A 9,719-nucleotide genomic window follows, 5' to 3' on the forward strand; every position below is an offset into this window, starting at 1 on the left:
CGCCGCGACGGCCCGCCGCAGGGTCCGCGCGGACGCGGCCCCCGCAATGACGAAGGGCGTCGGCGCTAGCGTGAGCGGGTCGAACGCCGCGACGCCGCCGGACGCTGCCGAATGGGGCGACTTCGCGGCCGACCTGGACATCGCCTACGCGTACCGCCAGTTCGCGGGCAAGTCGCGCGACGAGGCCTTGCTGCTGTTCGAGCAGAGCGACGTGCTGTCGCGCGCCGAAGACCTGGGCGCGATGCCGGCCGGGCCGTTCCGCTACTACATGCCGGTGTTCCGCGACTTCGTCGTCTCACCGCGCATCTTCGAGATCAACCAGGGGCTGTACGCGTCGACGGCCGCCGATGCGTTCCTGAACCTGATCATGCGCAGGCTCGAGGACGATCCGAAGGCCATCGAGCCGCTGATGCCGGAGTTGCTGCCGGCGGTGGAACACCTTGCCGAGAACCAGGCGCGCTACGACGCTGACGAGGATGTCTACGGCAGCTTCTTCGACGTGCTGGCGGCGATCCGCGAATCGCTGCGCGTGCTGTCGGGCGGGCCGACGATCCCGGGGCCGCCGGCGCGCTACCTGCACCTGAAGCCCGGCGGTGCGCTGCCCGACCTGTCGGCGCTCGCCCCGTTCCGGGCGGTCGTGATGATCGATGCCAAGCTGACGCTGACCTGGCAGATCGAAGTCAGCGGCTGGCTGGTCGACAGCGGCTGCCTGCACGTGATGGCCTGGGGCAAGGACGCGAGCCTGTGGGATCACTCGGTCGCGATGGCCAACCTGGAGCAATGCGGCTTCGGGCCGATCCCGAAGGAGGCGCAGGTCGTGACCGTGTCGCACGAGGTCGAGTCGCTCGCCGAGGTGCTGTGGTTCTGCAAGAACTGCGCGAACCATCCGGTGGTGGAACTGCAGCACACGGTGCTGATCGAGATCAGCGACCGGGGGGATGAGGAGATGGTGCTGCAGGCGTACGCGGATGCGTGAGGATCTGCGCTCCCGTTCGCCCTGAGCAGGGACCGAGCTTGTCGAGGGCCCGTCCGTCGAAGGGTTGTGCCCGACGCGCGCAGGGCCTTCGACAAGCTCAGTCCGAACGGATTCCTTGTGTTCCTGCGCCGCCCTCACGGTGCCCCGTCGAACCGCTCACCCAGACGCTCGGCCTCCTCTGACACGAGCAGCAGCGCGGTGATCGCCATGCGGCGCAGCGCGTCGTGCTGCCTGCTGTCGAGCAGCGGCGCCTGATCATCGGCAAGCGCCCAGACATCCTGCTCGGAGAGTTCGAGCAGGTGGCGCGTGCCGTCGGTGATGTCGATCACCTGCGCGAGCAGGCGAGCGATGCGTCGACTCTCGATGGGACGGCCGTGTTGCCCGGGACTGCGGCGAGAAGTGGGGGCCGTGTCGGCCATGCCGGACTCCTGACGATGAGGAAGCGCCGTCAGTGTACGGCCAGATGCTACTCAAAGTCTGTAGACCCAAAGTAGGCATGAACGCACCCTCCGCGTCCATGGAGCGAAGAGGAAAAGCCTACGAAGCGGCGCGTCTGCGACTTGCACGGCACTTGCGAGCCGAACGAGCAACACGGGGGCTCTCGCAAGAGCAGTTGGCTGATCTCGCGGGGCTGCACCGCACCTACGTCGGCTCCGTGGAACGGGCGGAAAGGAATGTCTCGTTGGACAACATCGAGCAGCTGGCGCTGGCGCTTGGAGTCGATATCTCGATCTTGCTGGGTCCTGGCTGAAGTCGTCGGGTTCAGAGCATGAGACCCAACCTGTCTCAGCAATTCGGCGAGTGCGTGCGGGCGCTGCGAACCGAGGCCGGCCTGAGCCAGGCCGAGTTCGGCGAGCGCTGCGGGTTCTATCAAACCTACCTGAGCCGGATCGAGAACGGCCATGCGAACCCGACGCTCAACGCCATCGAGGTCATTGCCAATGCGTTGGGGATGACGGTATTCGATTTGTTCGAGCAGATACGTCCTGCGGCTGTTGCGCACAAGAAGTGAATGGCCGGAATGCATGCTGAGCCGCTTGGGGATCGCGTCCTTGGCGCGAAGACCTGCTGAACACTCGGAGATTAGATGATTCGCTTCTCGCGTGATCGAAACCGCCGCCGCGGCCTGCAAAGGCTTGTGCGAAGTGCGGTTCGAGGATGGGAATCCGACGCCAGCTGGACGGCGATCGTGACACTGCAGCTGCGCGGCAACCCGCAGACGTTGGAACGGGTCCGTGCCTTGGTAGCGAGTCCGAACTGGCGTCAACGGGCAGTCGGTCTTGGCGTGGCGTCCCAGCTTCTGCACGGGCGCCGCGGGTCGATGTCTCAACACGTGGCGTACGCGCCGGAAGAGACGCAGGCCATGCTGCTGACCGGGCTGCGGGACCGGCGCGATGAAGTCGTCGCCGTGGCGGCTTGCGGGCTCTCGCATCGGCCGCACCCGGCCGCGTTGCCCGATCTCGTGGCGCTGTCCCGGCATCCGGATGCGTCGACGCGGTTCAAAGTCACCCTCGCGCTCGGACGATACGCGCAGCCGGAGGCCATCGCGGCACTGCTGCGGCTGGCCCGCGACGACGATGCCTCGGTCCGCGACTGGGCAACGTTCGGGCTTGGAACGATGCACGAGGTGGATTCCACCGACGTGCGCCAACTGCTGTGGGACAACCTCCGCGATGAGGACGAGGACGTGCGCGGCGAAGCCCTGGCCGGCCTGGCGCAGCGGCGCGATCCGCGAGTGACTGCGTACCTGATCGCGACGCTCGACGATGCGTGCCGCGTGTACGAACTGGACGCCGCCGAGAAGATGGCGGATCCGGCACTTCTCGAACCCCTGCGTGCCGTGGCGCGGATGGTGGATCGCAACACGGCAGACCGCTACTGGTTGAGCGCGCTCGATGCAGCAATGGCGGCATGCGAGAAAGATCCCGATACAGAGACTGCGGCCACCCGCTGACGCGAGCCGGTAGAGTAGCCCCAAGGAGGCACACCATGCTTGGAGCCATCGCCGGCGATGTGATCGGATCGATCTACGAATGGAACAACATCAAGACCAAGGCGTTCGAGCTGATCGGACCCCGCTGCACGTTCACCGACGACACCGTGCTGACCGTCGCGCTGGCCGAGGCCATCCTCGACGGCAGTCACTACACCCCGTTGCTGAAGGCCTATGCCAACCGCTACCCGCGGGCCGGCTACGGCGGCCGGTTCAAGGAATGGGCGCGCTCCGACGACCCCACGCCGTACTACAGCTGGGGCAACGGCGCGGCGATGCGCATCAGCCCGGTCGGCTTCGCGTTCCACTCCCTCGACGAGGTGCTGGCCAAGGCCGACCACTACACCCGCGTCACGCACGACCACCCGGAAGGCATCAAAGGCGCGCAGGCCGTCGCGGCCAGCATCTTCCTGGCCCGCACCGGAAGCAGCCGCGACGACATCAAGCGCTACGTCGAGACCACCTTCGGCTACGACCTGTCGCGCCGGCTCGACGACATCCGGCTCGTCTACCGCTTCGACAGCTCGTGCCAAGGCACGGTGCCCGAGGCGATCATCGCCTTCCTGGAGTCGACCGACTTCGAAGATGCGATCCGCAATGCGATCTCGATCGGCGGCGACAGCGACACCATCGCCTGCATCACCGGCGGGATCGCCGAGGCCTTCTACGGTGGCGTTCCGCCGGACATCGCCCGACCAGTGATGAGGATCCTGGACGGCTTGCTGCTCACCACGACGAAGCGGTTCATGCAGTCGTACACGTCGGAAACGAAGAAGTGACGGCACCGAACCCGCCCTCGCTGCGGGCCATGGCGATGGACGACTACGACGTCGTCGCCGAGAAAGACGGCCGCTTGGTGGGCTGCGTCATGTGCGGGCACGACGGTCGGCGCGGCTACCTGCAACACCTGGCGGTGCTCCCCGAGCACCGCCGGCAAGGAATCGCGAGCACGTTGGTCGGGCGCTGCCTGGCGGCGCTGGAACAGCTCGGCATCCTGAAGGTGCACATCGACGTGTTCCGCACCAACGACGCAGGGCAGGCCTGGTGGGAAAGCCAGGGCTGGCACCGACGCACCGACATCCACCGCTACTCGCACGTTCGCGGCGGCCACGAGAACGCCTGACCCCCTGCTTCACGATTGACCAGGCCTCGACACGACACATGCGCAAACAGTTCCTCCTCTTCGTGTTCGCCAGCGCCTGGTCGCTCGTCGCCCACGCGCAGACACTCGCCCTCACCTTTGACGACGGCGTGAATCCGGACGCCGAGCCGCTCGCCCGCGAGTGGAACAGCACGCTGCTGTCGGGGCTGCACGCTGCATCGATCCCGTCGATGATCTTCCCGGCGCTGTCGGCCACCGGCCCGGGCACCGGCCGCGAGCTGGTGGCCGCGTGGTCCGCCGCCGGCCACGCGGTCGGCAACCACACGGCCCGCCATCGCAACCTGGCCTCGCCGAAGCTCACGCTCGCCGAGTTCGTGCAGGACGTCGAAGAGGCCGACACGGCGTTCCGCGAGCTGCCCACCTGGGTGCCGATGCTCCGGTTCCCGTACCTGAAGGAGGGCGACACGCCGGCCAAGCGCGACGGCATGCGCGCATGGATGAAGGAACACGGCTACCGGCCAGCCCCCGTTTCCATCGACACCAGCGACTGGTACTTCAACGAGGTCTGGCTCGATCAGCTCGCGGCCGGCAAGCGCAGCCAGCTCGAACCCTTGCAGAAGGCCTACATCCGCCACCTGCTGGACCGTGCGGGCTACTACGATCGGCTGGCACGCAGCACGCTGCACCGCAGCCCCGCGCATGTGATGCTGCTGCACGTCAATGCGATCAACGCCGCCTCGATCGGCGTGATCGCACGCGAGTTCAAGGCTCGCGGCTGGACCTTCGTCGCGCCAGCGCAGGCCTTCGCGGATCCTCTCTACGCGACGGCGCCGACGACACTGCCCGCCGGCGAGAGCATCGTGTGGGCCCTGGCCAAACAGGCCGGCGCGAAGAACCTGCGCTACCCGGCCGAAGATTCCGTCTACGAAGAACCCGGGCTGCGCGCGCAGCACCTGCTGCCGTCGCCATGACCACGTTCCGCCTCAACCGCCGCTCGCTGCTCTCGATCGCTTCGGCCGCCGCGTGGCCGGGCAGCGCTTCGATGGCGGCCGTGCCGGACGCCACGCCGTACGCGCTGCCTCACACAGCGGTGCACGACGCCCCCGATCCGAAGACCGGCCGCCGCTACCAGCTGTGGGTTGATCTGCCGGCTTCCGTGGCCGACGGCGGCAACGCGACGGCCCCGTTGCCAGTGGTCTTCCTGACGGATGCGCCCTACGGATTTCCGCTCGTCCGGAGCATTCGGGCACGCGTCGGCCAGGCCGGGCGCAATCTCGAGGACTTCATCCTCGTCGGCCTCGCGCCAGCCGCGGGCGAGGACTCCGCGCTCAGCCGGGCGCGGGACTACACACCCACCGATCCGCGCCGGCGAGCCCAGCGCGGCACCGACACCTACGCCGGCCAGGCCTACGGAGAGGCCGCGCGCTACCGCGACTACCTCGCCACCGTTGCGCTGCCGCTGCTGCAAGGGCTCTACCGTGTGGACATGGCCCGCAGCACCTACATCGGCCACTCGTACGGCGGACTGTTCGGGGCCTATGTGATGCTGACGGCGCCGGCATTGTTCTCGCGCTACGCCCTCGGCAGCCCGTCACTGTGGTTCGACCGGCGCGTGATGTTCGAGATCGAGGCGGCCTATGCCGCGTCGCACGCCGATCTGCCCACGCAGCTGATGATGTACTGCGGCGCCTACGAGACCCTCCGGCCCGGGCCACGCTACTTCAAGACCGGCGACATGGTGCGCGACATCCGCGACTTCGAGCGCGTGCTGCGATCGAGGCACTACAAGTCGCTGAAGCTCGGCTCGCAGGTCATCGCCGACGAGGACCACTTCACCGTCTTCCCGTCGCTGGTCACGCGCGCGCTGCTCTGGGCGTTGCCGGGGCGCGGCCCTTACATCAGCGGATGATGTGACGAAACTGACGCGACGAAACCGACGAACCCCATGCACATCGACACCCTGGCCTCCAACCCCAACCTCGCCGTCGCCTGCACCGCCTACTTCATCGGCTGCGCGAGCCCCGGCCCGAGCATCGTCGCGCTGATGGGCACGGCGATGAACGGCGGCCGGGCGCCCGCCTTCGCGCTGGCCGCCGGCATCACGCTGTCGTCGTGGACGCTCGGGCTCACCGCCGCGCTCGGTCTCGCGTCGCTGCTGGCCGCCTGGTCCGGCGCACTGACGGTGGTCAAGGTGATCGGCGGGCTCTATCTGCTGTGGCTTGCCTTCAAGGCCGGGCGATCCGCCCTGTCTCGCCACGACTCGGCCGATGCCGGCGCGGCCGGCCGCAGCGGCAGCCTGCGCCAGATCTTCCTGAAGGGCGTCGCGATGCACATCACGAACCCGAAGGCCATCTTCGTCTGGCTGTCGACGATCTCGATGGGCCTGCCGGCCCACGCCTCGCCGACCGACTCGCTGGTCGTGTTCGCCGCCTGCGGGCTGCTGGGCCTGCTGATCTTCATCAGCTACGCGCTGCTGTTCTCCACGTCCGTCGCGCGGCGCGTCTACCGCTCGATCCGCCGCGTGTTCGACGGCACGATCGCGGTGTTCTTCGGCTTCGCCGGTTTGCGGATGCTGCTGTCGCGGCACCTGTAGGCGTTCAACGCACGCGTGCCCCCGTCGCGCCGTCGAAGACGAACGCCGCCCCCGGATCGAACGCCACGCCGACCCGCCGCCCGACCGGCTGGTCGAAATCCTTCGCGCCCTTCACCGTCAGCTTGTGCGCGCCGACGTGCAGCGTGACGAGCGTGTGGTCGCCGATCAGCTCCACCGCGTAGATCTCGCCCTGCAGGGCGCCGCCTTCCGCGATGCGGCAGTCCTCGGGCCGGATGCCGAGCACCGCCTCGGCCAGGCTCGCCGTCACCGGCGTCGGCACGCGCAGCCCCTCGCCCTCCAGCCACCCGCCCGACAGCGCCCCGCGCAGGAAGTTCATCGGCGGCGCGCCGATGAAGCCGGCGACGAACAGGTTGGCCGGGTCGTTGTAGATGCGTGCCGGCGTGTCCAGCTGCTGCAGCACGCCCTTGTCGAGCAGCGCCACGCGGTGCGCCAGCGTCATCGCCTCCACCTGGTCGTGCGTCACGTACAGCGTCGTGATGCCCAGCTGCTGCTGCAGGTGCTTCAGCTCCGCGCGCATGTGGCCGCGCAGCTTCGCGTCCAGGTTCGACAGCGGCTCGTCCATCAGGAACACCGACGGCCGCCGCACCATCGCGCGCGCCAGCGCCACGCGCTGCCGCTGCCCGCCCGAGAGCTGCCGCGGGTAGCGGTCGAGCAGCCCGTCGAGCTGCACCTGCTTCGCCACCGCCAGCACCTGCTCGTGCTGCTGCGGCTTGGGCACGCCGCGCACGTCCAGCGGGTAGGCCACGTTCTCGGCCACCGTCTTGTGCGGGTACAGCGCATAGCTCTGGAACACCATCGCGATGTCGCGGTTCTTCGGCAGCACGTTCGTCACGTCGCGCTCGCCGATCAGGATGCGCCCGGCGCTCGCCGTCTCCAGCCCGGCGAACACGCGCAGCGCGGTGCTCTTGCCCGAGCCCGATTCGCCAAGCAGCACCAGGAACTCGCCGGGCTGCACCTGCAGGTTGAAGTCGCGCAGCACCTCGACCGCGCCGAAGCGCTTGCCGAGGTGGTCGAAGGTCACCGAGTGCGGTGCGGACAAAGCGGGAGTCGTCAACATCAACCTTTCACCGCGCCCGTCAACAGGCCGCGGGCAATGAACTTCTGCAGGAACAGGGTCATCACGACCACCGGCACGATCATCAGCAGGATCAGCACGCTCATCGTCCACCACTGCGGCCCGCGCGTCGCGTTCTGCGCCGCCACCAGCAGCGGCATGGTCTGCGCATTCGCGGTCGACAGGAACAGCGCCAGCAGGTACTCGTTCCAGCTCAGGATCAGCACCAGCAGCGTCGTCGCGACCAGCCCCGGCCGGGCCAGCGGCAGCATCAGGTCGAACAGGATGCGGTAGCGCGAGGCACCGTCGAGCGCCGCGCTTTCTTCCAGCTCGCGCGGGATGCCGTCGAAGAAGTCGACCATCAGCCAGACGACGATCGGCAGGTTCGCGGTCATGTAGGTCACGATCAGCGCGAACTGCGTGTCGAGCAGGTGCACCTGCTGGAACATCACGTAGATCGGAATCGCCGACACCACCGGCGGCAGGATGCGCTGCGAGATCATCCAGAACAGGATGTCGTCGTTGCCGAGCCGCGCGGTGAGGCGCCGCTGCAGCGGCCGCAGCCCGAGCACGAACAGCATTGCGGCCACCGGCAGCGCCCAGCCGAGCGACAGCCCGGCGCCGACCACGAGCGCGACCACGGCGGCGACGCTCGCGATGAACAGCAGCACCGCGGCGACGCTCGGCCGATAGGTGATGCGTGTCAGCGCATAGGCCGCCATCGATCCGATCGCGACCGCCAGCAGCGTCGACAGGCTCGCGATCAGCATCGAGTTCAGGTACGGCCGCAGCGTGTCGCGGCCGGTCTCGACGAGGATGTACTTCCACGCGTGCAGCGAGGGCTGGAAATCGACGAAAGGCAGGAACACCGGCCCGTCGGACACCTGCAGCGGCTCCTTGAACGAGGTGACCAGCACCCAGTACAGCGGGAAGAACACGACGAAGGTCCACGCGAGCAGCGCGCCGTACACCAGCACGCGCGGCAGCGGCGCGAGCTCGCCGAGGCGCCGCGACTCGAACAACCGCTTCATGCCGCCTGCCCCCCGCGCGCCGGCCGCACGACGAAGTGGAAGAAGCTCACCGCCATCAGCGTCGAGACGAACAGCAGCAGGTAGGCCACCGCCGCCGAGCCGCCCAGGTTCAGCGAGCGCCAGTCGATGAAGGCATGCAGCGTCATGCTCTCGGTCGCGATGCCGGGCCCGCCGTTGGTCAGCACGTTCGGCAGGTCGACGATCTTGAAGGCCTCGATCACGCGGATCAGCACGACGGCCGCCGCGGTCGGCGCGATGGCCGGCCAGGTGATGTCGCGGAAGATGCGCCACGACGGCGCGCCGTCGAGTTGCGCCGCCTCGAGCTGGTCGCGCGGCTGCCCTTCGATCGCGGCCAGCAGCACGATGAAGATGAACGGCACCCACTGCCAGGTGTCGCCGACCAGCACCACCCAGCGCGCCGACCAGGCGTTCTGCGCCCAGGTCATCGCGCCGAGGCCGAGTGCGCGGGCGATGGGTGCGAACGGGCCGACGCCCATGTCGGCCAGCATCCGGAACATGTAGGCGATGCCGACCGGCGTGACCATCAGCGGCAGGAAGAACGACAGCCGGAACAGGTTGCGCCCGCGGATCGGCTGCGCGCACAGCAGCGCCAGGCCCAGGCCGAGCCCGAACTGCAGCGCGACGCCGCCGACCACGTAGAACAGCGTCGTCAGCAGCGAGCCCTGCTGGCCGCCCGCGGTACCGGCGGCGACCAGCGCAACCAGCCCCCAGACGCTGCCGGCGAGCTGGCGGCCGATGAGTCCGCTGAGGCGGGCGCGGGCGCCGAGCACGCGGGCCACGACGGCCGCGACGACGAAGCCCGCCAGCGCGAACAGCAGCCACGCGAACCACGGCAGGTCGGCCGCATCGCGCGCGGCCTGCGCCGCGGGCGCAAACGGGCCGAGCGGCGACAGCAGCGCGGCCGCCAGCGTGCAGGCCAGCGTCATCA

At 68.6% G+C, this 9,719-nt stretch carries 13 protein-coding genes; 9 read left to right on the plus strand and 4 right to left on the minus strand.

The features are described from left to right. Positions 1-976: DUF7684 family protein (locus tag AC1DXV_RS26585; RefSeq protein ID WP_477936392.1), on the plus strand; the 976-nt coding region annotated here is incomplete at its 5' end. Positions 977-1,110: 134 nt separating this feature from the next. On the opposite strand, the gene AC1DXV_RS26590 is transcribed toward AC1DXV_RS26585, so the two are convergent. Then, entirely contained in the window at positions 1,111-1,395 is a 285-nt protein-coding gene (locus AC1DXV_RS26590) for a hypothetical protein (protein WP_477866022.1), read from the minus strand. Between the two features lie 77 nt (positions 1,396-1,472). On the opposite strand from AC1DXV_RS26590, the gene AC1DXV_RS26595 reads away from it, so the two are divergent. The 8 genes from AC1DXV_RS26595 to AC1DXV_RS26630 all read left to right on the plus strand — a co-directional run bounded on the left by AC1DXV_RS26595 (position 1,473) and on the right by AC1DXV_RS26630 (position 6,664). Beyond that, positions 1,473-1,727 carry a helix-turn-helix domain-containing protein gene (locus AC1DXV_RS26595; RefSeq protein WP_477866023.1) on the plus strand — a complete coding sequence of 85 codons (255 nt, stop codon included), beginning with the start codon at positions 1,473-1,475 and terminating at the stop codon, positions 1,725-1,727. An 18-nt stretch (positions 1,728-1,745) separates the two neighbouring features. Then, positions 1,746-1,988 (plus strand): helix-turn-helix domain-containing protein, encoded by a 243-nt coding sequence (locus AC1DXV_RS26600; protein WP_477866024.1) that lies wholly within the window; start codon positions 1,746-1,748, stop codon positions 1,986-1,988. A 75-nt stretch (positions 1,989-2,063) separates the two neighbouring features. Next, positions 2,064-2,930: a HEAT repeat domain-containing protein gene (locus AC1DXV_RS26605; RefSeq protein WP_477866025.1), complete on the plus strand. Its 867-nt coding sequence runs from the start codon at positions 2,064-2,066 to the stop codon at positions 2,928-2,930. A 35-nt stretch (positions 2,931-2,965) separates the two neighbouring features. Next, positions 2,966-3,748 carry an ADP-ribosylglycohydrolase family protein gene (locus AC1DXV_RS26610; protein ID WP_477866026.1) on the plus strand — a complete coding sequence of 261 codons (783 nt, stop codon included), beginning with the start codon at positions 2,966-2,968 and terminating at the stop codon, positions 3,746-3,748. Then, complete coding sequence (locus tag AC1DXV_RS26615) at positions 3,745-4,092, plus strand: GNAT family N-acetyltransferase (protein ID WP_477866027.1); 348 nt, start codon at positions 3,745-3,747, stop codon at positions 4,090-4,092. Before AC1DXV_RS26610 ends, AC1DXV_RS26615 begins: the two co-directional genes overlap by 4 nt. A 38-nt stretch (positions 4,093-4,130) precedes the next feature. Continuing rightward, positions 4,131-5,042 (plus strand): polysaccharide deacetylase family protein, encoded by a 912-nt coding sequence (locus AC1DXV_RS26620; RefSeq protein WP_477866028.1) that lies wholly within the window; start codon positions 4,131-4,133, stop codon positions 5,040-5,042. Next, on the plus strand, positions 5,039-5,980 hold the full coding sequence (locus AC1DXV_RS26625) for an alpha/beta hydrolase (RefSeq protein ID WP_477866029.1): 942 nt from the start codon (positions 5,039-5,041) through the stop codon (positions 5,978-5,980). The genes AC1DXV_RS26620 and AC1DXV_RS26625 overlap by 4 nt, the downstream gene beginning before the upstream one ends. Before the next feature lie 36 nt (positions 5,981-6,016). Further along, the gene (locus AC1DXV_RS26630; RefSeq protein ID WP_477866030.1) at positions 6,017-6,664 is read left to right on the plus strand and encodes a LysE family translocator; all 648 of its coding nucleotides are present in this window, start codon (positions 6,017-6,019) and stop codon (positions 6,662-6,664) included. Between the two features lie 4 nt (positions 6,665-6,668). Here the strand turns inward: AC1DXV_RS26630 and AC1DXV_RS26635 are convergent, their stop codons facing one another. From AC1DXV_RS26635 to AC1DXV_RS26645, 3 genes are all read right to left on the minus strand, one after another. Continuing rightward, entirely contained in the window at positions 6,669-7,706 is a 1,038-nt protein-coding gene (locus tag AC1DXV_RS26635; RefSeq protein WP_477866031.1) for an ABC transporter ATP-binding protein, read from the minus strand. Positions 7,707-7,741: 35 nt separating this feature from the next. After that, positions 7,742-8,770, minus strand: a complete 1,029-nt coding sequence (locus tag AC1DXV_RS26640; RefSeq protein WP_477936394.1) for a carbohydrate ABC transporter permease — start codon at positions 8,768-8,770, stop codon at positions 7,742-7,744. Further along, positions 8,767-9,719: carbohydrate ABC transporter permease (locus tag AC1DXV_RS26645; protein WP_477936396.1), on the minus strand; the 953-nt coding region annotated here is incomplete at its 5' end. The genes AC1DXV_RS26645 and AC1DXV_RS26640, both read right to left, overlap by 4 nt.

It is taken from the genome of Rhizobacter sp. P3_C12 (assembly GCF_056402735.1).